Source organism: Streptomyces sediminimaris (genome assembly GCF_047049295.1).
GTDB classification, from domain to species: domain Bacteria; phylum Actinomycetota; class Actinomycetes; order Streptomycetales; family Streptomycetaceae; genus Streptomyces; species Streptomyces sediminimaris.
Window position 1 is genome coordinate 4560971 of the sequence record NZ_JBJWOT010000001.1, and the last position, 20606, is coordinate 4581576.

At 73.3% G+C, this 20606-nt stretch carries 19 protein-coding genes; 17 read left to right on the top strand and 2 right to left on the bottom strand.

Translation table 11 applies throughout. The annotated features are described in order from the left end of the window. Positions 1 to 209 precede the first annotated feature (209 nt). From ACJ9NR_RS21240 to ACJ9NR_RS21250, 3 genes are all read left to right on the top strand, one after another. Complete coding sequence (locus ACJ9NR_RS21240) at positions 210 to 1985, top strand: hypothetical protein (RefSeq protein ID WP_412493744.1); 1776 nt, start codon at positions 210 to 212, stop codon at positions 1983 to 1985. Between the two features lie 19 nt (positions 1986 to 2004). After that, positions 2005 to 2277 carry a hypothetical protein gene (locus ACJ9NR_RS21245; RefSeq protein WP_412493743.1) on the top strand — a complete coding sequence of 91 codons (273 nt, stop codon included), beginning with the start codon at positions 2005 to 2007 and terminating at the stop codon, positions 2275 to 2277. A gap of 119 nt (positions 2278 to 2396) precedes the next feature. Further along, complete coding sequence (locus ACJ9NR_RS21250; protein ID WP_412493742.1) at positions 2397 to 3143, top strand: hypothetical protein; 747 nt, start codon at positions 2397 to 2399, stop codon at positions 3141 to 3143. Between the two features lie 222 nt (positions 3144 to 3365). On the opposite strand, the gene ACJ9NR_RS21255 is transcribed toward ACJ9NR_RS21250, so the two are convergent. Both ACJ9NR_RS21255 and ACJ9NR_RS21260 read right to left on the bottom strand, forming a co-directional pair. Then, positions 3366 to 4556, bottom strand: coding sequence for a pyridoxal phosphate-dependent aminotransferase (locus tag ACJ9NR_RS21255; protein WP_412493822.1), 1191 nt, complete (start codon positions 4554 to 4556; stop codon positions 3366 to 3368). 236 nt (positions 4557 to 4792) lie between these two features. Next, on the bottom strand, positions 4793 to 5212 hold the full coding sequence (locus tag ACJ9NR_RS21260; protein ID WP_412493740.1) for an excalibur calcium-binding domain-containing protein: 420 nt from the start codon (positions 5210 to 5212) through the stop codon (positions 4793 to 4795). Positions 5213 to 5802: 590 nt separating this feature from the next. On the opposite strand from ACJ9NR_RS21260, the gene ACJ9NR_RS21265 reads away from it, so the two are divergent. From ACJ9NR_RS21265 to ACJ9NR_RS21330, 14 genes are all read left to right on the top strand, one after another. Beyond that, positions 5803 to 6111, top strand: coding sequence for a hypothetical protein (locus ACJ9NR_RS21265; protein ID WP_412493739.1), 309 nt, complete (start codon positions 5803 to 5805; stop codon positions 6109 to 6111). Between the two features lie 642 nt (positions 6112 to 6753). Continuing rightward, complete coding sequence (locus tag ACJ9NR_RS21270; protein ID WP_412493738.1) at positions 6754 to 7290, top strand: DUF2617 family protein; 537 nt, start codon at positions 6754 to 6756, stop codon at positions 7288 to 7290. Between the two features lie 99 nt (positions 7291 to 7389). Then, on the top strand, positions 7390 to 9021 hold the full coding sequence (locus tag ACJ9NR_RS21275) for a polyamine aminopropyltransferase (RefSeq protein WP_412493737.1): 1632 nt from the start codon (positions 7390 to 7392) through the stop codon (positions 9019 to 9021). Between the two features lie 102 nt (positions 9022 to 9123). After that, entirely contained in the window at positions 9124 to 10308 is a 1185-nt protein-coding gene (locus tag ACJ9NR_RS21280; RefSeq protein WP_412493736.1) for an SRPBCC domain-containing protein, read from the top strand. Positions 10309 to 10372: 64 nt separating this feature from the next. Further along, complete coding sequence (locus ACJ9NR_RS21285) at positions 10373 to 11161, top strand: aldose epimerase family protein (protein ID WP_412493735.1); 789 nt, start codon at positions 10373 to 10375, stop codon at positions 11159 to 11161. Between the two features lie 9 nt (positions 11162 to 11170). Next, on the top strand, positions 11171 to 11743 hold the full coding sequence (gene pyrE, locus ACJ9NR_RS21290; RefSeq protein ID WP_412493734.1) for an orotate phosphoribosyltransferase: 573 nt from the start codon (positions 11171 to 11173) through the stop codon (positions 11741 to 11743). Between the two features lie 288 nt (positions 11744 to 12031). Continuing rightward, positions 12032 to 13054, top strand: a complete 1023-nt coding sequence (fbaA, locus tag ACJ9NR_RS21295) for a class II fructose-bisphosphate aldolase (RefSeq protein ID WP_412493733.1) — start codon at positions 12032 to 12034, stop codon at positions 13052 to 13054. Between the two features lie 86 nt (positions 13055 to 13140). Further along, positions 13141 to 14673 (top strand): MFS transporter, encoded by a 1533-nt coding sequence (locus ACJ9NR_RS21300; protein WP_412493732.1) that lies wholly within the window; start codon positions 13141 to 13143, stop codon positions 14671 to 14673. Positions 14674 to 14691: 18 nt separating this feature from the next. Then, complete coding sequence (locus ACJ9NR_RS21305) at positions 14692 to 15105, top strand: DUF3151 domain-containing protein (protein ID WP_412493731.1); 414 nt, start codon at positions 14692 to 14694, stop codon at positions 15103 to 15105. 158 nt (positions 15106 to 15263) lie between these two features. Further along, positions 15264 to 16094, top strand: a complete 831-nt coding sequence (locus ACJ9NR_RS21310) for a tryptophan 2,3-dioxygenase family protein (RefSeq protein WP_412493730.1) — start codon at positions 15264 to 15266, stop codon at positions 16092 to 16094. Next, positions 16087 to 17283: a kynureninase gene (gene kynU / locus ACJ9NR_RS21315; RefSeq protein WP_412493729.1), complete on the top strand. Its 1197-nt coding sequence runs from the start codon at positions 16087 to 16089 to the stop codon at positions 17281 to 17283. Before ACJ9NR_RS21310 ends, kynU begins: the two co-directional genes overlap by 8 nt. 190 nt (positions 17284 to 17473) lie before the next feature. Further along, on the top strand, positions 17474 to 18358 hold the full coding sequence (locus ACJ9NR_RS21320) for an alpha/beta hydrolase (protein WP_412493728.1): 885 nt from the start codon (positions 17474 to 17476) through the stop codon (positions 18356 to 18358). Between the two features lie 164 nt (positions 18359 to 18522). Further along, a complete protein-coding gene (locus ACJ9NR_RS21325) occupies positions 18523 to 19890 on the top strand; it encodes a sensor histidine kinase (protein WP_412493727.1) in 1368 nt (455 codons plus the stop codon). Beyond that, positions 19887 to 20552 (top strand): response regulator, encoded by a 666-nt coding sequence (locus ACJ9NR_RS21330; RefSeq protein ID WP_412493726.1) that lies wholly within the window; start codon positions 19887 to 19889, stop codon positions 20550 to 20552. Before ACJ9NR_RS21325 ends, ACJ9NR_RS21330 begins: the two co-directional genes overlap by 4 nt. Positions 20553 to 20606: the final 54 nt, after the last annotated feature.

A 20606-nucleotide genomic window follows, 5' to 3' on the forward strand; every position in this document is an offset into this window, starting at 1 on the left:
AGGGGGCGTGCCGTTCCTGGCCGTGGTCCGTGCGACACAGTCCGGTTCGCCGCAAGGAGGTTCGAAGCCGCGTTTGCGGCGAATGACAACCACCATGTACTGCCCTGCAGGTAGCGGGCCGCTCGTCCTCGGCCGAGTTGCCGGCCCCGTCCGGCGATAGCGTGGCACGGCAAGGACTGCTGCTGACAGGTTGGACGAATTTCATGCGGATGCGGTTCGAACCCGAGGCCGAGGAGGAGTTCGAGGCGGCGCGTGGGCTGCTGGTCGACCGCCTGGTTCGGTGGGCCGGGGAGCAGGGGCTGCCGGTGGACGGGTACATGGCCGAGACGGTGCTGGACTACCGGCACCTGGCGACTGCCGACGGCCGACTGGGGCTGTGGGAGTCGCGCCATGCGGAGGAGCTACTGCTCTCCTGGCTTCCCCAGCAGGTCACCGAGCTTCCCGGGGAGGAACGCGGCGACGCCCCGGGCACCCTGCGCACGCTGCTGCGCTATCTGCACGCCGCGCAGTTGGCGGACCCGCGCGGCCCCTCACTCCGGGATTCCCTTGCCGCGGTCGACGGGGTCGCGGACCGGCATCCGGCGGCGATGACGGACCGCACTCGCTGGGGATTGGCGAAGTTCTGGGCGATGACGGCCGCGGAGCAGGGCGTGGACGTCCAGGACGGGGCGGCGTTTCAGCGCTTCGCGGACCGGGCGCAGCGCGGGGAGGTCGCCTACGATCAGCAGACTCTCGCCACGATCATGGAACGGCGGCTGACCGGCCGCGCGCTGCCCGGCGTGGCCCGGGCCGAGCCGCAACTGCCCGTGATGCTTCCCCCGGACGACGAACTGCGCCGACGGGCCGAGGCGTCGACGACGGTGGCGCAGTTGCGCGGACTCGCCGAATGGGCGGGGCAGGGCGGCCGACCGGTGACGGCGACGGGACGGCTGCGGATGGCGGAGGCCCGCGAGCTGGTGGACGTACTCGACACCGGCGACAAGATCGAGGGGGTGCGCTCTTCGGCCGACCTGCCGCGGCTGGGACTGCTGTTGGAGTGGGCGAAGAAGGCGCGGCTGGTCCGGGTGGTCAAGGGGCGTTTGTACGCGGTGGCCAAGGCCCGGCCGGTGCTGGCCGACCCGCTTCAGCTGTGGCTGCGCGCCTTCGACGCGTGCTTCGAACTGCGGCAGGCTCTGATCGGGGCGCGCAGCGGCTGGCACGTCGAGTCGATGCTCTTCGACGTCTACGAGGACGTCCTGGACGACGTGCTGAACACGCTCTACAGCTTGCCCTACCCGATGCCCTGGCCGCGGCTGCGCGACACGGTACACCTGGCCTATCGGACCTCCTTCGAGCTCGGCGCCGGGTCGGACCTTCAGCACCGGATGTGGTTCGAGCACGCCGACCGGGACCTGCGCGCGGTGCTCGACCTGCTGGACGACCTGGGCACGATCGAGCGTGACCGTGGGATGGCCGATCCGGTGTTCCTGGACATCGACCTCTCCGATGCCGGTCCCGAGCTGCTCGCGGACATGCCGCCGGAGCTCGCGGAGCTGCTGGGCGTCGCGGGAGCGGCAACGGACCTGGCGGCGCGGGAGCGTGCCGATGCCCGGCGAGAGGAGCTGACCGCCGGGCCGGTCGAGCTCATCCGCCTCACCGAACTCGGTACCAAGGCCGTACGACAGCGGTTGCTGGCAGCCGGCAGGGACGCACCGCTGGTCGGTGAACTGGCCCAGGCGCCGGCGGCCGGCCTGCTGGGGGTGCTGGCCGAGGACTACGACCCGGACGCCGCCCGCACGGAGCTGGCCGGCTGGATCACGGCCCGCGGCGAGCGGGAAGGCGCCCTGCGGCAACTGACCGACGCCGTAAGGACCATGACCTTCCGCACGCGTGTGCTGGCGATGCTCGACGTGCTGGTGGCGGCGTTGCCGGACGGTGAGGGCGAGAGGCTGCTGCGCACGCTGCGGCGAGACGCACAGCTGGCGCCGCTGGCTGGCGCACCGTGAATTGCTGTCCCCGGAGGACATGACCGATGCCGAGCATCTGCTGGTGCTCGCCGAGAGCCTGCTTCAGCTCGTGGAGTTGGCGGGCGGCGGGGACGGCGCCGAGGAGATGCTCCGCGCCCAGGGCCCCCAGGCCAGGGACGCGGTTGCCGCCGCGCTGGACTCCGCGCACCCGGACCGGGCCGGACTCGACGAGCTCAGGCAGCTGGCGGCCCGGGCACTGGGTACCCGCGGCGCCCGCGCCCGGAAGACCCGGCGCTCCTCAGGTAGGAGCGGCCGCAGGCGGCGCCGCTGACCGGGCAACACCGCCTGGTCCCCAGACGCCGGGTGCGCCGACACCGGCACGGAGCCGGGCGGAGGGAAGCCGATGGGTTCCGGCGTCGTACGTCCTCGGTGGCGCGTACCGTCGGGGTCGTGGTCGAGGGATGGGGCGAGGACGGGTTGCGGGCCGTGCGTGGCGCGCTCCACGGGCGGGACGGGGTGGCGCTGCTCGCGGCGTTGCGTCGTGGACCCGTGCGTGAGGTGCTGCAGCTGGCCGGCGATGGTGTGGCCGGGGCCGCGGCGCGGGGCCTGCCGGGGGCTGCGGAGATGGCGGCCTTGTTTCTCGGCGCGCTCCAGGAGCGAGGCTTCCGGGGCGATGAGGAGCTGGCGGACCGGTTGCGCGCGGCCACGGGAGACGCGGCGATCCCCCTCCTGCGCCCGCTCGCGGTCGATCTGGAGATGCTCGCCATGCTGCTGGAGGGCGACCCGGCCGAGTCCGGTGGCCGGATCGATCTGTCCACCGGTGAGTGCTGGCCAGCGTTCACCGATAAGCTGGGACTTGGGCCCGAGGCCGAGGAGGACGACGATCCCGAGCGATGGCTGTACGTGCCGGCTCTGGGGTCCCGGGCCGGTTACCGGGACATGGAGCTGTTCACCGAAGAGGTCGGGGACGCCGCCCTTGCCGACCGGCTGCGGATCGCCATCGGTGGGCGGGGCGCCTTCCGGCGCTTCAAGGACGTCCTCGCCGGTGACGAGCGCTCCTGGAGCCGGTACCACCGGTTCCGCGATGAGCGACAGAGCGGCCGGGCCCGCGCCCGGCTGGCCGAGGAGGGCTACTACCCGCACACCACCTTCTTCGTAGAGCCCAGCTCGGGTTCGTATCCTTCGGGGCTGGTATGACTCTTTGCTGCCCCTGTCCTGCATGATCCGGGGACACTGTCACCGGGCCCAGCGGCACCGGTTGATCGCTGATGGAAGCGTGTCCGTCGACAGGCGGGCTGCGTGATACGACTGCCGATCACCGGTGTCCCGGTCGACTAGGCGGCAGTCGAGTGCGGGTGCGCGGAGGCCAGGAGCAACCAGGCCGTGTGGCCGGTACCTTTGCTGGTACGTCTGTGGCTGTCAGGCGGCCAGCGTCTTGAGTCGGGAGGCCGCCTCCTCCAGCACGCCTGTCCGCTTGCAGAACGCGAATCGGACAAAGGGTGCGCCCTGCTCACGGTGGTCGTAGAAGACCGCGTTGGGGATCGCGACCACCCCGCAGCGCTCCGGCAGCGCACGGCAGAAGGCGAAGCCGTCGCTCTCGCCGAGGGGGCGGATGTCGGTGGTGATGAAGTACGTGCCGGCTGGGCGGAAGACTCTGAAGCCCGCCTGCTCCAGGCCGCCCGCGAGCAGTTCGCGCTTGCCCCGCATATCGGCGCGGAACTCCTCGAAGTACGAGTCCGGCAGGCGCAGCGCCTCGGCGACCGCGTACTGGAAGGGGCCGGAGGCGACATACGTCAGGTACTGCTTCGCCGAGCGGACGGCGGCCACGAGCTCCGCGGGGCCGGTCACCCAGCCCACCTTCCAGCCGGTGAAGGAGAACGTCTTGCCGGCCGACCCGATCGTGACCGTCCGCTCCCGCATCCCGGGGAAGGTGGCGAGCGGCACGTGCTCGGAGCCGTCGAAGACAAGGTGCTCGTACACCTCGTCCGTGACCACGAGCAGGTCCCGCTCGACGGCCAGCTCGGCGATCGCGGTGAGCTCGGTGCGGGTGAGGACCGTGCCGGTGGGGTTGTGCGGGGTGTTGACGAGCAGCAGCCGGGTGTGGTCCGTCACCGCCTCGCGCAGCTCGTCGAGGTCCAGGCGGAAGCGGTCCTCGTGCGGATGGAGGGTGACCGGCACGCGCGTGCCGCCCGCCATGGCGATGGAGGCCGCGTAGGAGTCGTAGTACGGCTCGAGGGCGATCACCTCGTCGCCGGGCTCCAGCAGGGCCAGCAGGGAGGCGGCGATGGCCTCCGTGGCGCCGGCGGTGACGAGGACCTCCGCGCCGGGGTCGTACGACAGGCCGTAGCGCCGCTCCTGGTGCGCGGCGATCGCGGAGCGCAGCTCCGGCACGCCGGGCCCCGGCGGGTACTGGTTCCCACGCCCGTCGCGCAGCGCCCGCACCGCCGCCTCCCGGACCTCCTCGGGACCGTCCGTGTCCGGAAAACCCTGCCCCAGGTTGATCGCCCCGGTCCGCACGGCCATGGCCGACATCTCGGCGAAGATCGTCGTCCCGAACTCGGCGAGACGGCGGTTGAGGAGCGGACGGCTGCTGGAGGTCATGCGGGCCATCCTGCGCCGAAGCACCGAGGTTCCTCAACTCACGTTCGCGGATCGGCGGCCGCCGTGGGTGTCCAACCGTCCGCCGGTCCCGGACGTCCGGGGACGGCCCGGGATGATGCCGGACCACGGTCCTCGACGCCGGCGGCGTTCCGTACCAGGAGGGCGGGGAGAGCGGGGAGGCACGGCTGTGGCGGCCTCGGCGCGCTGCCGTCTGTCGGTACACCCCCCACTGCGGCTCGGCTCGATCATGATTCGCAGGCCACTCCGTCGTGGTCTCGGTCGAGGTGGGGCGCGTAGCCCGGCTCCCCCTCGTGGATGGGCGCGGCGCCGGCGGCACGAGCCTCGTCGCAGTTCTTGTAGGAAGGGGAGGGTCCGCTGGAGTGCGGCCCGGGCCCGGTCACGTCGTGCATGTCAGCCGTGACGATCGTGCCGCCACGGACCGTGTAGGTGCCTTCGAAGACCCTCTCCGAGCCGTCGGTCTGCGTCGCCTCCAGTCGGACCGAGACGGTGCCGCTGTCTGTGCGGAGGATGTGGACCGTGTCGTGGGCGGTGGTCGCGAATCCGTTGGCGAAGGCTCCGTAGGAGGGCGAGAGGTGCTTGCCCCCGAGGTCCCAGGCCCGTCGATAGTCCTGAGCGTTGATGGCGGCGAAGTACGCGCGGACCACTGACGACGCATTGCTGACCGTGGCCGGGCGCGTCGGCCGGGGTGACACAGGCGCCGGCGTTGTCGGTGGGGGCAGCGATGCCGTGGACCCGGGCGGTGACGGCGTCGCCGGCTCAGTGACGGTTCTGATCACTGTGGTGGGGCTCTGCCCGGGCGTTGGACCGCTGCCTCCACAGCCGCTCACGCCTGTCACTGCGGCCAGCAGCAAGGGCACTGTTCCCACGCGGACGAGGCGGTTCATGGGGGTCACCTCACGACATGAGGCTTCTTCTTCCCAGATTGCGCCGCCGCCATCGGGTCAGCAACGCGAGCCGGCGGGCAAGGGCTCGAACGCGGGCGGCCCGGCGCGCCATCGGCGCCGTGTTCCGGCGTCGCCCGGAGGGAGATCGCGGTACGTGTACGGCGCAGTGCGTCTCAGGCGGTCCCTGGGGTCTGAGACGGTGCAGGTCAGAGGGCTTTTCCATTCGTTGACCCTCAGAAGTTCCTCAACTCTGCTTTGGTCGCGGAAACGGCCGGGCATCCCTCGTGCACGCGAGAAACAGAGGCGCCCACGGGGGGCTGCTTCGGGGCAACCGAAAGGACGGTGGCGCCATGACCGGCTTCATCGTGGCGGCGGTCGTGATCGTGTTCGTGGCGGTCGTCGTGTCGGCAGTGCGCAGGGGCGGGTCGAAGCGGTACGGCGCGGCGGGCCGGAGCGGTTCGTACGCCGCCGGGGGCGGCAGCTGGTGGGCCGGCGACGGCGGCTCGTCGGGCGGGCACGGGGGGCACCACGGGGGTCACCACTCCTGCGGGGGCGGCCACTCCTCCTGCGGGGGCGGCCACTCCTCCTGCGGGGGCGGCCACTCCTGTGGCGGTGGGTCGTCCTGCGGTGGCGGGGGCGGATGCGGCGGAGGCAGCTGACACGGGGCAGCCGAGCTCCATCAGGGGAGCCGCATCCCCTCCCGCCACGGCCCGCCACATCCCGCCACGTCGGGCACCCGTCGGGTCGTCGGGCACCCGTCGGGTCGTCGGGCACCCGTCGGGTCGTCGGGCACCCGTCGGGTCGTCGGGCACCCGTCGGGTCGTCGGGCATCCGTCGAGTCGTCGGGCAGCCACCGGGTCTCGTCGGGCATCCGTCGGATCGTCGGGCATCTGCCCGGACATCCCGGGCATCGAGCTGGGGCACGCGCCGGGCGCTCGTTCCGGCGGGTGCCCCGCTCCCGGCTTCCGCGCCCCGTCCGGCTTCGCCCGGGCGGGGGAATCCCAGCCGCCCCGAACGCGCTCCGGCGTACGCGTGGCCACCGCGGCGCACGCCATGGTTGAACAGTTGAGCAGAGGAGCCCTCTGAGGGATGGAAACCCAACGAAGTTGGGTAAAAAGGCTGTGGCGGCGCCACCGTTCATGATTCCCTCTAAATCACCGACGCAGCCCCCCTCGGACGTCCCGCGTAGACCTTCTGACCTCCTGACCGGGCTGGCCGGGCCGATTCCCGGGAGTCGCCGGGGTGTGCCGGACCCCCACACCTTCCCCCCTTTTCTTTGCGTGCCAGCGGAGAGCCGACCCATGCTCACGACCCTCAACACCTCATACACCGACACGCGCGCGGCCGATCTCGCCTGGGCCCTCGGGCGGGAGCCGCTTGACGCCCTGGCCACGCTCGACCTCGAACTGGCGAGCGCGAAACTGCAGTTGAGACTGCTGGGCGCGTCCCACCAGGTGCTCCTGGAGCAGGAGCGGGGACGCTGTTCGGAGACGGTGGCGTGCATCCCCGGCAGCAGCACACCCCTGCCGCTGGGCGTCGCCAAGCGGGTGGGCGACTGGGAGTACGAGTTCGCCGCCCGCGTGGAGGTGCTGTCACCGGGGTCGTTCGCGGGCCGCGCACAGGAGTTGCTCGCGCTGGTCGCCGACCATCCGCACGGCCTGGCGGGCGTGTTCCCCGGCAGCCCGCACGCGTTCACCGCGCTGCTGGCCCAGCGCCACGGGGGCCAGGTCCACTGGCGGACCTGGCACGCGTACCCGCAGGACGGGCAGTTGGTGGCGACGCGGACCCGGGTGGGCGTCCGGGTGCCGGCGCCGCAGCTCAGTCCGGCGGACGCCTGACCCGGACGCGCGCCCTCAAACACCGCACGCCCAACTGACCGACAGTTCCACACGTGTGGGTGACGAAGCGTGACGCAGCTGTGACGTAACGTCGCAGTCGTGATCGAACCGCACGCCCCGGCACCCCCCGGCTCCCCGCCCGACTGGGCGGGCCGGCCGCGGCTGCCCGTGCAGCCGGACACCGGACGCTTCCTCGTGCTGGCGTGCGTGTTCGTCTGCGCGGCCTGCGGACTCGTGTACGAACTCGAACTGGTCGCCCTGGCCTCGTACCTGATCGGCGACTCGGTCACCCAGGCGTCGGTCGTCCTGTCCGTCATGGTCTTCGCGATGGGCATCGGCTCGCTCGGCGCGAAGCGCCTGCGCTGGCGGGCGGCGGCCGGCTTCGGCGCGATCGAGGCGATCCTGGCGCTCGTCGGCGGCTGCAGCGCGATGGCGCTGTACGCCGTCTTCGCCTGGACGGGCGACTGGGGCGGACTGTGGGGCCCGCGCTGGCTCCTGGTGGCCTTCTCCCTGACCATCGGGCTGCTGATCGGCGCCGAGGTCCCGCTCCTGATGGAGCTCATCCAGCGCATCCGCCGCCAGGACGCGGGCGGTGCGGTGGCCGACCTGTTCGCGGCGGACTACGTCGGCGCGCTCGTCGGCGGACTCGCCTTCCCGTTCCTTCTCCTGCCATTGCTCGGGCAGTTGACCGGTGCCCTGATCACCGGCGCCGTCAACGCGATCGCGGGCGGCGCCCTCGTCCTCGGCCTGTTCCGCCGGGACCTGACGCCCCGCGCGCGCTGGCTGCTGCTGATCGCCAACATCACCGTCCTCGGCATCCTGGCCTCCGCGGCTGCCCTGGTCGACGACTTCGAACGGGCCGCGCGGCACGCGGTCTACGGCAAGGACATCCGCGTGGCGCTGCAGACCGGCGTCCAGGAGGTCGTCCTCACCGGCGGCACCCGCGGCCGCCCCCTCGACCTCTTCCTCGACGGCCGCCTGAGAGTCAGCGGCCGCGACGAACTCCGTTACCACGAGGCCCTGGTGCACCCGGCGATGAACGGCCCGCACGCGCGCGTGCTCATCCTCGGCGGCGGCGACGGCCTGGCCGCACGCGAGGTGCTGCGCCACTCCGGGGTGCGGCGCGTGGACGTCGTCGAACTAGACCCGCAGGTCGTGCGGTTGGCCCGGCACGACCCGGCCCTGTCCCGGCTGAACGGCCACGTCTACGACGACCCGCGCGTGCACGAGACGACGGCCGACGCCTTCCGCCGGCTGCGCACGGCGCCGGCCTCGGCGTACGACGTGATCATCGCGGACCTCCCCGACCCGGGCATCACCGCCAGTACGAAGCTGTACTCCGAGGAGTTCTACGGCCTCGCCCGGCGCGCCCTCGCGCCCGGTGGTCGGCTCGTGGTGCACGCGGGCCCGGTCGTCACCCGGCCGCGCGTGTTCTGGACGGTGGACGCGACCCTGCGCGCCGCCGGCCTGCACACCCTCCCCTACCGCGTGAGCGGCAGTGAGGCCGGCTCCGCCGCGGGGCCCGACCGCACCGTCGGCGCGTCCCGCGCCCCGCGCGACTGGGGCTTCCTCCTGGCGTCCGCGGCCGGCCGGCCACGCCTGAGCCTGGATCCGAACCAGCCACGCCCGCGCACCCTCACCGAATCGGTCCTGCGGGCGGACGCGAGGGCCGCGGCGGCCACGCGCGTCGGCGGTCTGCCGGCTTCGACGCTGGTCCATCCGCGGTACTGAACCGGCGGGCAGCGGTGGCCGACGCACCGTCACGACCCGCCGCGCGGTCACTTTCGACCAACGGGGGTGCAGGATCCGGCCTCCTGGGTAGGCTCGCGTGACATGGAGCATGAGGTGTTCGTTCCGGTTCCGGCCCAGCGGCTGCAGGAGACCCTCGCCGACCCGGCAAGGGTCGCCCGCGCGGTCCCCGGCCTGCAGCAGGACGCGGGCGCGGAGCCCGTCTCGGGGCGGCTGAAAGTGCGCGTCGGCAGCCACTCCGTGACCTACCGGGGCACCGTTCGTGTCACCCGCCGGGACGACGGTTCGTACACCGCCGAGGGCGACGGCGCCGAGTCCCGCGGCACCGGTTCCGTCAAGCTCGCGCTCACGCTCCGCGTCGAGGAGGCCGAGGACGGCTCCCGGCTGATCTTCGGCGGGACGGCCTCCGCCGAAGGCCGGCTCACCGAACTCCCGGCCGAGCAGGTCACGTCGGCCGCCACACGGCTGCTGAACCGTTTCGCGGAGAACCTGGCGTCGCTCGCGGCGGAGCAGCCCCCGGCATCCGGAGCACCCGGGGCATCCGGGGCATCCGGGGCGGAAGAGGTATTCGAGGCAGGCGAGGCAGGCGAGGCAGGCGAGGCAGGCGGGGCAGGCAAGGCGCCCGAGGCGGCCGAGGAACCCGAACCCCTGGTCACCCAGGACTTCGAACCCAAGGCGACCAGCGACTTCGAGACGACCCCCGACGCCGACGACGCCCCCGCCCCTGCCGCCGGCACCGATTCCGCGTCCGCCCCCGCCGCCGGCACCGAATCCCCCTCGGTCTTCGACACCGAGGTCCCCCCGCCGTCCCTGGACCCCCTCGCGGACGACGAGACCGGGGCCGAGGCCGGTGACGGCGGGACGGGGACCGGTGACGGCGGGACGGGGGCCGGTGGCACCGAGGCGGAGACCGGGGACGACGACGCCGGCCCCGGGGGCTCCACCCCCGACGCTGACGCCGCCGACGACGCCCCCGCCCCTGCCCCCGCCACCGAATCGGCCTCCACCCCCGGCCCCGACCCCGACTCCGCCCCCAGCGACCTCACCGACGCCCCCCGGCCCCCCGCCGAAGCCGCCCACGCGCGGCGCACGATGATCGGTCGCAGCGCCGAGGAGGTCGACCACGCGCCGCCCCGCGGTCGTTACGCCCCCGTACCGGCCCCGCAGTCGGTCTCCGGTGGCTCCCCGTTGCGCTGGGCGGCGCCGGCGGCGGCCGTGGTGGTGGCGTCGGCGATCGTCGTCGGCCGGGTGCTGCGCAAGCGCCGCTGAGCGGGCGGCGACGGCGCACCGGCAGGAGGCGCGGCGGTCTTGATCGCCCCAGTAGGGTCGTCCCGTGAGTAACGAAGACATCACGCTGACCGCGGGCGACGCGGAGGTGACCGTGCGGCCGGGCAACGGCGGCCGGGTGGGGGGACTGCGCGTCGGCGGTACCGAACTGCTGCGCCAGGGCGAGCGCTTCGGCTGCTTCCCGATGGTCCCCTGGTGCGGGCGGATGAGGGACGGCCGCTTCCGGGACGGGGCGACCGTCCACCAGATGCCCCTCAGCTCCCCGCCGCACGCCATCCACGGCACGGTCCGCGACGGCGCCTGGAGCGTCGTGCGGGTGCGCCCCGACGAGGCGGTCATCACCTACGACCTGGTGGAGCCGTGGCCCTATGCCGGCCGGGTCACGCAGCAGTTCGCCCTCACGCCCGGGTCCCTGACGCTGACGATGTCGGTGGAGACGCACGCCTCCTCCTTCCCGGCCCAGATCGGCTGGCACCCCTGGTTCAACCGCAACCTCGGCGGCGAGGACGTACGGCTGGACTTCGCCCCGGCCTGGCAGGAGGAGCGCGGCGCGGACCACCTGCCCACCGGCAACCGCGTCGAGCCCGCGCCCGGCCCGTGGGACGACTGCTTCGGCATGCCCGGCGGCGTCGACGTCACCCTGACCTGGCCCGGGCAGCTGGAGCTGAGGGTGAGCAGCCGCGAGGAGTGGGTCGTCGTCTACGACGAGCAGCGGGAGGCGGTGTGCGTGGAACCGCAGACCGGCCCGCCCGACGGTCTGAACACGATGCCCCGCCAGGTCACCCTGCTGGAGCCGCTCGAAGCCACGACGACCTGGGCCTGGCGGCGCCTTTAAGCTGACGGCATGACGGACGTCGACGAAGCAATGCCGCCGGGCGCGCGGGGCGCGCTGCTGCAGCAGATCAAGGACAAGGCCGTGGTGCACGGCAAGGTGACCCTGTCGTCGGGGCTGGAGGCGGACTACTACGTCGACCTGCGCCGGATCACCCTGGACGGGGAGGCCGCCCCGCTGGTCGGACAGGTGCTGCTGGACCTCACCGCCGACCTCGACTTCGACGCGGTGGGCGGTCTGACCATGGGCGCCGACCCGGTCGCCGCGGCGATGCTGCACGCGGCCGCCGCGCGCGGGCAGCGGCTGGACGCCTTCGTGGTGCGCAAGGCCGCCAAGGCGCACGGGCTGCAGCGCCGCGTCGAGGGCCCGGACATCGCCGGCCGCCGGGTGCTGGTCGTCGAGGACACCTCCACCACCGGCGGCTCCCCGCTGACCGCCGTCGAGGCGGTGCGCGAGGCGGGCGCGGAGGTGGCCGGGGTGGCGACCATCGTGGACCGCGCGACCGGTGCCGCCGAGAAGATCCGGGACGGCGCGGGAGTGCCGTACCTGTTCGCGTTCTCGAAGGACGAGCTGGGTCTCGACTGACCGGCCCGCCCGCCGCTCGCCCCTCGCCGTCCGCCGCCAACCGCCCGCCCGCCCGAGAATGTCCGCGGAGCCTCTGCGCGGGGCCTGCCCGCGGGGCCTGTCCGCGGAGCCTGTGCGCCGAGGTTGTCCACAGAGGTTGTCCACAGGGAGTATCCACAAGCTGGACAGGACGGGCAGAGCACCCGGCCGAGTCTGGGAAGATGGGGCCGACGACGACGTCAGCCCCCAAGGTCTAGGTCAGGGCCGTAGTACGCAGAACGCCAACCGCACATACCAAGGAGCGGACAGATGCCCATCGCAACTCCCGAGGTCTACAACGAGATGCTGGACCGGGCGAAGGCAGGCAAGTTCGCCTACCCGGCCATCAACGTGACCTCGAGCCAGACCCTGCACGCGGCGCTGCGCGGTTTCGCCGAGGCGGAGAGCGACGGCATCGTCCAGATCTCCACGGGTGGCGCCGAGTTCCTGGGCGGCCAGTACAGCAAGGACATGGTCACCGGCGCGGTGGCCCTGGCCGAGTACGCGCACATCGTCGCCGAGAAGTACCCGGTCACCGTCGCGCTGCACACGGACCACTGCCCGAAGGACAAGCTCGACGGGTACGTACGCCCGCTGCTGGCGGTCTCCGCCAAGCGCGTCGAGGCCGGCCTCGGCCCGCTCTTCCAGTCGCACATGTGGGACGGCTCCGCCGAGACCCTCGCGGACAACCTCGCCATCGCGCAGGAGCTCCTGGAGCAGGCCCGCCGGGCGAACATCATCCTCGAGGTCGAGATCACCCCGACCGGCGGCGAGGAGGACGGCGTCTCGCACGAGATCAACGACTCCCTGTACACCACGGTCGACGACGCCATCCGCACCGCGGAGGCGCTGGGCCTGGGCGAGAAGGGCCGCTACCTGCTGGCCGCGTCCTTCGGCAACGTGCACGGCGTCTACAAGCCGGGCAACGTCGTGCTGCGCCCGGAGCTCCTGAAGGAGCTGAACGAGGGCGTGGGCGCGAAGTTCGGCAAGCAGTCCCCGTTCGACTTCGTCTTCCACGGCGGCTCCGGCTCCACCGAGCAGGAGATCCTGACCGCGCTGGAGAACGGCGTGGTCAAGATGAACATCGACACGGACACGCAGTACGCCTTCACGCGTCCCGTCGCCGACCACATGTTCAAGAACTACGACGGCGTGCTGAAGGTCGACGGCGAGGTCGGCTCCAAGAAGACCTACGACCCGCGCACCTGGGGCAAGCTGGCCGAGGCGGGCATGGCCGCGCGGGTGACGCAGGCCTGCGCGAACCTGCGCTCCAGCGGCACGAGGATCAAGTAGAGGATCAGGTGACCGGGAAGCGGCCCCGGCCGTCTTCCTCAGCGAGCCCGGTGCCCCGGCACCGGGCTCGCTGTATACCTGGGGTCATGCCCGACGTCCGGATCGCCTCGCCCCAGGGCAAGTGGATTCTGCTCACCACCGTTCTCGGCTCCAGCATGGCGATGCTGGACTCGACCGTCGTCAACGTCGCCCTGCCGCGCATCGGCCGCGACCTGCACACCAACCTCGCCGCGCTGCAGTGGACGGTCAACGCCTACATGGTGACGCTGGCCGGGCTGATCCTGCTCGGCGGCTCCCTCGGCGACCGCTACGGCCGCCGCAGGATCTTCGTCCTCGGCGTCGTCTGGTTCGCCACGGCGTCCCTGATGTGCGGTCTCGCGCCGAGCTCCGGCGTCCTGATCGCCGCCCGCGCCCTGCAGGGGGCCGGCGGCGCGCTCCTCACGCCGGGCTCCCTGGCCCTGATCCAGGCGTCCTTCCACCCCGACGACCGCAGCAGGGCGGTCGGCCTGTGGTCCGGCTTCGGCGGCATCGGCGCGGCCGTCGGCCCGTTCCTGGGCGGCTGGCTGGTGGACGGTCCCGGCTGGCGCTGGGTCTTCCTGCTCAACGTCCCGCTGGCCCTGCTGTGCGCCCCGATCGCCCTGCGCCACGTCCCGGAGTCGGACGGGGGCACCGCCCGCCCGGGCCCCGCCGGGAGCGCGGGAGCCGCACCGCACGGCCGCTTCGACGTCCTCGGCGCGGTCCTCGGCGCGCTCGCCCTCGGCCTGGTCACCTACGCCCTGATCGAGGCGCGTCAGGGCTCCCTGCAGGTCGCCGTCACCGCGGTGGCCGGGGTGGCCGCGGGCATCGCCTTCGTCCGGGTCGAGAAGCGCAGCCCGGACCCGATGATGCCGCTGGACATCTTCGCCTCCCGCCAGTTCACGGCCGTCAACCTGGTCACCCTGTGCGTGTACGCGGCCTTCGGCGGCTTCTTCTTCCTCACCGCCCTCCAGCTCCAGGTCGCCGTCGGCTGGTCGCCCCTCGCCGCCGGTACGGCGCTGCTGCCGACGACCGCCCTGATGCTGCTGTTCTCGGCCCGCTCGGGCGCCCTGGCCGACCGCATCGGCCCCCGCGTCCCGCTCACCGTCGGGCCCCTGCTGTGCGCGGCCGGGATGCTGCTGATGCTGCGGGTCGGGCCCGGTGCCTCGTACGTGTCCGACGTCCTGCCCGCGGTCCTGGTCCTGGGCACCGGCATGGTCACCCTGGTCGCCCCGCTGACCTCGACCGTCCTGGGCTCGGTGGACACCGCGCGGGCGGGTCTGGCCAGCGGCATCAACAACGCCGCCGCCCGCGCCGCCGGTCTGATCGCGGTGGCCGCGCTGCCGCTGCTCGCCGGCATGGGCCCGGACGCCTACCGCTCGGCCGGCGCCTTCGACGACGCCTTCCACCGGGCGATGCTCATCTGTGCCGGTGTGCTGGTGGCCGGCTCGGCGGTGGCCTTCGCGACCGTGCGCTCCCTGCCCGCGGACTGCCGCCGCCCGGAGTGCCGTACGCACGGGTCGGTCATGGCGCCGCCGCTGGAGGGGCAGCGGGCCCGCAGGCGGCTCCTGGCGAAGGCTCCGCCGGCGCCCCGCGCCGAGTGATGCCGCAGACTTGGACGCATGTCGATTCACGAGAACCTCCTCGGGGGCCCGCCCCCGACCCACCTCCCCGACGACCCCGCGCCCCGCGAGCTGCTGGCCGGCGGCACCGCGCCCGCGGACGTCGCCGCCAAGTACCCGACGTCCTCGCTGGCCTGGGCCCAGCTGGCCGACGAGGCGTTCGAGCGGGGCAGCGTCGTGGAGTCGTACGCCTACGCCCGTACGGGCTACCACCGCGGCCTGGACGCGCTGCGCCGCAACGGCTGGAAGGGGCACGGCCCGGTGCCCTGGGAGCACGAGCCGAACCGCGGCTTCCTGCGCGCGCTGCACGCCCTCGCCCGCGCCGCGCAGTCGATCGGCGAGCAGGAGGAGTACGAGCGCTGCTCGCAGTTCCTGAAGGACTCCTCGCCGGCGGCGGCCCAGACGCTGGGCTAGGCGGCGGCGGGTCCGCGAGGCCGCGGGTCCGCCCGGTGTGACCGGGCGGACCTTGCGGCGCCCGGGGTCATTGCGGAGGATGCCGGTGGGGACCGGGGCCCCCGTGCCGGTAACGGCAGGGGCGGACCGCTACCCGGAGTACACATCAGGAGACAGCGATGTCCCACGAGGCTTCCGAGCCCGAGACCCCGCATCTCGATTTCCAGGGCACGACACCGTACGAGGACTACGTCCAGGCGGACGTGCTCACCCACCTCCAGCACCCCCTCTCCGACGATCCCGGAGAGATGGTCTTCCTGGTCACCACCCAGGTGATGGAGCTGTGGTTCACCGTGATCGTCCACGAGTGGGAGACCGCCGCGCGGTCCCTTCGTGAGGACCGGGTGCAGGTGGCGGTCGACGCGCTGAAGCGCTCGGTGCGCGAGCTGGAGGCGCTGAACGCCTCCTGGAAGCCGCTCGGCCAGCTCACCCCGGCGCAGTTCAACTCCTACCGCTCCGCACTCGGCGAGGGCTCCGGCTTCCAGTCGGCGATGTACCGGCGGATGGAGTTCCTGCTCGGCGAGAAGTCCGCGTCCATGCTCGTCCCGCACCGCGGCGCCCCGCGCGTCCACGCCGAGCTGGAGAAGGCGCTGCACGAGCCGTGCCTGTACGACGAGGTGCTGCGCCTGCTGGCACGGCGCGGCCACCCGGTCCCCGACTCGGTCCTGCGGCGCGACGTGTCGCGGCGCTACGAGCCGTCGGAGGCGGTGGAGGCCGTCTGGACCGGGATCTACTCCGGCGACGAGCACGCCGAGCTCGCCCGCCTCGGCGAGGCGCTGACCGACGTCGCCGAGCTGGTGTGGCGATGGCGCAACGACCATCTGGTGGCCACCCGCCGCGCGATGGGTGCCAAGGCAGGCACCGGCGGCTCGGCGGGCGTGGCCTGGCTGGAGAAGCGCGCGCAGAAGAACGTCTTCCCCGAGCTGTGGACGGCGAGGTCCCATGTCTGACGCGAGCGGCCTCGGCGCCCGGGCGGCCGAACTGGACGCCGCCGACGAGCTGGCCGGGGTCCGCAAGAGGTTCGTCCTCGACGAGACGGTGTACCTCGACGGCAACTCCCTCGGCGCGCTGCCGCTGGCCGTCCCCGGCCGGATGGACGACGTCGTACGGCGCCAGTGGGGCGCGCTGCGCATCCGGTCCTGGGACGAGAGCGGCTGGTGGACGGCGCCCGAGCGGATCGGCGACCGGATCGCGCCGCTGGTCGGGGCGGCACCCGGGCAGATCGTCGTGGGCGACTCGACGAGCGTCAATGTCTTCAAGGCGCTGGTCGGGGCCGTACGGCTGGCCGGCGGCGGCCGGGACGAGATCCTGGTCGACGCGACGACCTTCCCCACGGACGGCTACATCGCCGCCTCGGCGGCCCGGATGACGGGGTGCGCGCTGCGCCCGCTGGAGCCGGCCGAGGTGCCGGGCGCGCTGTCCGGCCGTACGGCCGCCGTCCTGCTGAACCACGTCGACTACCGCACGGGCCGGCTGCACGACCTGCCCGGTCTGACGGCCGCTGTCCGCGCGGCGGGCGCGGTGGCCGTCTGGGACCTGTGCCACAGCGCGGGCGCGCTGCCGGTCGGGCTGGACGAGCACGGCGTCGACCTCGCCGTCGGCTGCACGTACAAGTACCTCAACGGCGGCCCGGGTTCACCGGCGTACCTCTATGCGCGCGCCGGTCTGCAGGACCGCTTCGACTCCCCGCTGCCCGGCTGGAACTCCCACGCGGAGCCCTTCGGGATGCGGCCGGAGTACGAGCCCGCGTCCGGCGCCCGGCGCGGCCGGGTCGGCACCCCGGACATCCTCTCCATGCTGGCCCTGGAGGCCGCGCTGGAGGTCTGGGACGGTGTCCCGGTCGAGGCCGTGCGGGCCAAGTCCCTGGCGCTGACGGACTTCTTCCTGGAGTGCGTGCGGGAGTACGTGCCCGCGGGCCGGGTGGAGTCGCTGACGCCGGCCGCCCACGCGGAGCGCGGCAGCCAGGTGGCCCTGCGCTGCGGGGACGCCGGGGACGTCATGAAGCGGCTGATCGAGCGAGGGGTGGTCGGGGACTTCCGGCATCCGGACGTCCTGCGGTTCGGCTTCACCCCGCTCTACGTCGGGTTCGCCGACGCCGAGCGGGCGGCCCGGGTGCTGGCCGAAACCCTCGCCGGATAGCCGCGGCGCCCGACGCGCAGGCCGGGCCGTTCCTCGGAACCGCCCGGCTTGCGCGGTTACAGAACCGTTTTCCCCTCACCGAGCGTGACATCCCCGTGTCCGCGCACGTCACCGGCCTGATACCGTCCCCGCCAACGGCCTGTATCGCACCTGGTCCGCCAAATCGTTTACGTCGCTGAGAGGTTGGAGCATGCCGGACGACGCCGCAGCAGCCCGGGCCGCCGCCGAGGAGGAGTCGGCGTTCGCGCACCCGGCGGTCGACCCCGACTCCACCGCCGCGTACGGTGACCACCCCGACCAGCTGGTCGACTTCTACGCCCCGCGCGCCGAGTCGGTCCCGGGCGGCCCCGTCCCGCTGGTCGTCGTGCTGCACGGGGGCGCCTGGCGGGCGGCGTACGACCGCCGGCACATCTCCCCGTTCGCGGACTTCCTCGCCCGGCGCGGCTTCGCCGTGGCCAGCGTCGAGTACCGGCGGGGGAGCGCGATCCCGGCCCAGGGCGGGGGCGCACCGGTCGCGGGCCGGTGGCCGGAGACCTTCGACGACGTCGCGGCCGCGCTGGACGCGCTGCCCGGCCTGGTGCGCGAGAACCTGGCGCAGGCCGACCTCCGCCGCGTCGTCGTCACCGGGCACTCGGCCGGCGGCCACCTCGCGCTGTGGGCCGCGGCCCGGCACCTGCTGCCCGGCGACGCTCCCTGGCACCTCGAGCGGCCCGCGCCCCTGCGCGGGGTCGTCGCCCTGGCCCCGATCGCCGACTTCGAGGTCGCCGACAAGCTCGACGTGTGCGCCGGGGCGACACGTCAACTGCTGGGCGGCGACGAGAAGTTCGCCGAGCGCCGGCCGTACGCCGACCCCGCCCTGCTGCTCCCCACCGGCATCGCGACCACCCTCGTGCAGGGCCGCACCGACCTCACCGTCCCGCAGGCGGTCGCCGAGGCCTACGCGGACGCGGCGGCGAAGGCGGGCGAGGTGGCCGGCCTCACGCTCCTGGAGGACGTCGGCCACTTCCCGCTGATCGACCCGGCGGCGGACGCCTGCGCGGTGGTGGCGGAGGAGATCGCCCAGCTGGCGTGGTGAGATCCTGCCCGGCCCGCTCCTGGCCGCCGTAGTACTTGCCCGTAGTACTTGGCCGGCCGCGTAGTACCTGGCCGTAGCACCAGGCCGTAGTACCTGAGGGGGAGACCGCAGGACCCTTCTCACTGGTGACGACCGCCGGCCCGGCCGCCGCCTACCGTTCTCCCGTGACCGACACCAGCCAGACGCAGCCGACGCCGCCGGAGCAGCCGGCGGACGCGTTCGAGCCCTACAAGCCGCGCAGCCCCGAGTTCCGGGCCGCCATGGACGCCCTGCGCGGGCTGCGGCAGGACCTGTTCCACGACGCCTTCGCCTACCGCCCGCTGCCCCGTGTGGGGACCGGCGGCCGGCTCACCCGGCGGCTGAGGGGCCGGACGCGGGAGTACGCGGCCTGGCGGGCGCACGCCGTGATCGTCGCGGCCGCGCTGCTGGCCATGCTCTTCGGCGCCGACAGCGCCATGGCCGGCGCGGGCGTCAACCTGGTGCTCGGGCTGCTGGCCGCGGTCCCGGTCCTGCTGACGATGGTCCGGCCGGTCGGCGCGTTCTGGCTGTCGATGGCCGCGACGCCGGTCGCCTCGGTCGTCGGCTCCGACGGATTCGGCGACTGGCCGTGGCTGCCCGGCGCCTTCGCCTGCCACCTGTTCGTGCTCACCATCGTGGCCGTACGCACCCGGCCGCGCACGGCGGCGTGGATGTGGGCGCTGACCGCGCTCTACGGCCTCGGGGCCCAGTTCCTGCGCGGCGAGACCTACTTCGGGTCGAACACGGCGCCGTTGCTGTTCGTCTCCGCGCTGTCCCTGCTCGCCGTCACCGTCTGGCACATCCGCCGCGAGGCCCGCCAGGAGGTGACCGCGCAGCGGACGGTGACCGCGCACGAGCGCTCCCGGCGCACGCTGCTGGAGGAGCGCACGACGATCGCCCGGGAGCTGCACGACGTGGTCGCCCACCACATGTCGGTCGTCGCCATCCAGGCGGAGGCGGCCCCCTACCGGGTGCAGAACCCGCCCCCGGAGCTGGAGAAGGCGTTCGCGACGATCCGGGAGAACGCGGTGGCGGCGCTGACCGAGCTGCGCCGCGTGCTGGGCGTGGTCCGCGCCGAGGACTACGAGGCCCCCGACGCCCCCCAGCCCACCCTCGCCGACCTGGACGCCCTGCTGGCCAACGTGCGGGAGACGGGCCTGGCCGTGGAGCGGACGACGACCGGTGCGGTACGAGAACTGCCGCAGGGCGTCGGGCTGTCGGCGTACCGGATCGTGCAGGAGGCGCTGAGCAACACCCTGCGCCACGCCCCGGGCGCGGGTGCCAAGGTGGAGGTCTCCTACGTCCTCGGCGGCCTGGGCCTGCGCATAGTCAACGGCCCGCCGCCCGAGCCGAGCCTGGTGAAACCCTCGCCGGGCGCGGGCCATGGCGTCACCGGCATGCGGGAGCGTGTCGCGATGCTGAACGGCGAGATGACGGCCGGCCCCACCGCCGAGGGAGGCTACGAGGTGACGGTCTTCCTGCCGGTCGCCACCGTGGCGGACGGTGACGCATGACCATCCGTGTGCTGATCGCGGACGACCAGATGATGGTGCGCGAGGGCTTCTCGGTGCTGCTCAACGCGATGCCGGACATCGAGGTCGTGGGCGAGGCGGTCAACGGCCGCGAGGCGGTCGACCGGGTCCGCGAACTCGGCCCCGACGTCGTCCTGATGGACATCCGCATGCCCGAGCTGAACGGCATCGAGGCGACCCGGGAGATCGTGGCGGCCGACAGCGCGGCCAAGGTGCTGGTCCTGACCACCTTCGACCTCGACGAGTACGTCTACCAGGCGCTGCGCGCGGGCGCCTCGGGCTTCCTCCTCAAGGACGCCTCGGCCCGCCAGCTGGCCGACGGCGTCAGGGTGGTGGCGTCCGGCGAGGCGCTCCTGGCGCCCTCGGTGACCAGGCGCCTGATCACGGAGTTCTCCAAGCTCTCCCAGGCCCCGCGCGCCCTGCACTCCGCCCACCAGGCCTACGGCGACCTGACCGAACGCGAGACAGAGGTCCTGGTCCTCATCGCCCAGGGCCTGTCCAACTCGGAGATCGCCGAGCGCCTGGTGGTGGCCGAGTCGACGATCAAGACGCACGTCAGCCGGATCCTGGTGAAGCTGGGCCTCAGGGACCGCACGCAGGCGGCGGTGTTCGCGTACGAGGCGCGGCTGGTCACGCCGGGATGACCACACCGGTGCGCGGGCCCGCACCGCCGGCCGTCCGAAGGGCCCCTGGTCAGA

Coding starts and splice junctions, on each gene's coding strand:
- kynU (WP_412493729.1), top strand. CDS start 16,087: ATGTCTGACGCGAGCGGCCTCGGCGCCCGGGCGGCCGAACTGGACGCC.
- ACJ9NR_RS21330 (WP_412493726.1), top strand. CDS start 19,887: ATGACCATCCGTGTGCTGATCGCGGACGACCAGATGATGGTGCGCGAG.
- ACJ9NR_RS21255 (WP_412493822.1), bottom strand. CDS start 4,556: ATGGCCCGCATGACCTCCAGCAGCCGTCCGCTCCTCAACCGCCGTCTC.
- ACJ9NR_RS21270 (WP_412493738.1), top strand. CDS start 6,754: ATGCTCACGACCCTCAACACCTCATACACCGACACGCGCGCGGCCGAT.
- fbaA (WP_412493733.1), top strand. CDS start 12,032: ATGCCCATCGCAACTCCCGAGGTCTACAACGAGATGCTGGACCGGGCG.
- ACJ9NR_RS21240 (WP_412493744.1), top strand. CDS start 210: ATGCGGTTCGAACCCGAGGCCGAGGAGGAGTTCGAGGCGGCGCGTGGG.
- ACJ9NR_RS21310 (WP_412493730.1), top strand. CDS start 15,264: ATGTCCCACGAGGCTTCCGAGCCCGAGACCCCGCATCTCGATTTCCAG.
- ACJ9NR_RS21305 (WP_412493731.1), top strand. CDS start 14,692: ATGTCGATTCACGAGAACCTCCTCGGGGGCCCGCCCCCGACCCACCTC.
- ACJ9NR_RS21300 (WP_412493732.1), top strand. CDS start 13,141: ATGCCCGACGTCCGGATCGCCTCGCCCCAGGGCAAGTGGATTCTGCTC.
- ACJ9NR_RS21280 (WP_412493736.1), top strand. CDS start 9,124: ATGGAGCATGAGGTGTTCGTTCCGGTTCCGGCCCAGCGGCTGCAGGAG.
- pyrE (WP_412493734.1), top strand. CDS start 11,171: ATGACGGACGTCGACGAAGCAATGCCGCCGGGCGCGCGGGGCGCGCTG.
- ACJ9NR_RS21320 (WP_412493728.1), top strand. CDS start 17,474: ATGCCGGACGACGCCGCAGCAGCCCGGGCCGCCGCCGAGGAGGAGTCG.
- ACJ9NR_RS21245 (WP_412493743.1), top strand. CDS start 2,005: ATGACCGATGCCGAGCATCTGCTGGTGCTCGCCGAGAGCCTGCTTCAG.
- ACJ9NR_RS21265 (WP_412493739.1), top strand. CDS start 5,803: ATGACCGGCTTCATCGTGGCGGCGGTCGTGATCGTGTTCGTGGCGGTC.